The 278-nt window shown below is 57.6% G+C and carries 1 pseudogene; it reads left to right on the plus strand.

The window, feature by feature from the left end:
• Window positions 1-98 precede the first annotated feature (98 nt).
• A pseudogene (locus BK665_RS33895) lies at window positions 99-278 on the plus strand (cobalamin biosynthesis bifunctional protein CbiET); the annotation flags it as partial.

The following is a 278-nucleotide window of genomic DNA, read 5'->3' on the forward strand; positions in this document are numbered from 1 at the left end:
TTGAAAAGCGCGCAAACATTCGAGCGCTGCCGAGCATCAAATGACGAAAGCCGCGTTATCATGCCGCCCTTGAAGGTGCACCTGGATTAAGGAACGACATGACACCCTGGCTGACAGTAGTGGGCATCGGTGAAGACGGCTTCAAAGGCTTGGGCAAAAATGCCCGACGGGCCTTGCTGGGTGCTTCGCGGATCATCGGCGGCCAGCGCCAACTGGATTTGCTGCCGGTATGCATTCGCGGCGAGCGACAGTTGTGGCCGAGTCCTTTTTCCCTGATC

The sequence above is a fragment of the Pseudomonas frederiksbergensis genome, assembly GCF_003732665.1.
Classification (GTDB): domain Bacteria; phylum Pseudomonadota; class Gammaproteobacteria; order Pseudomonadales; family Pseudomonadaceae; genus Aquipseudomonas; species Aquipseudomonas frederiksbergensis_G.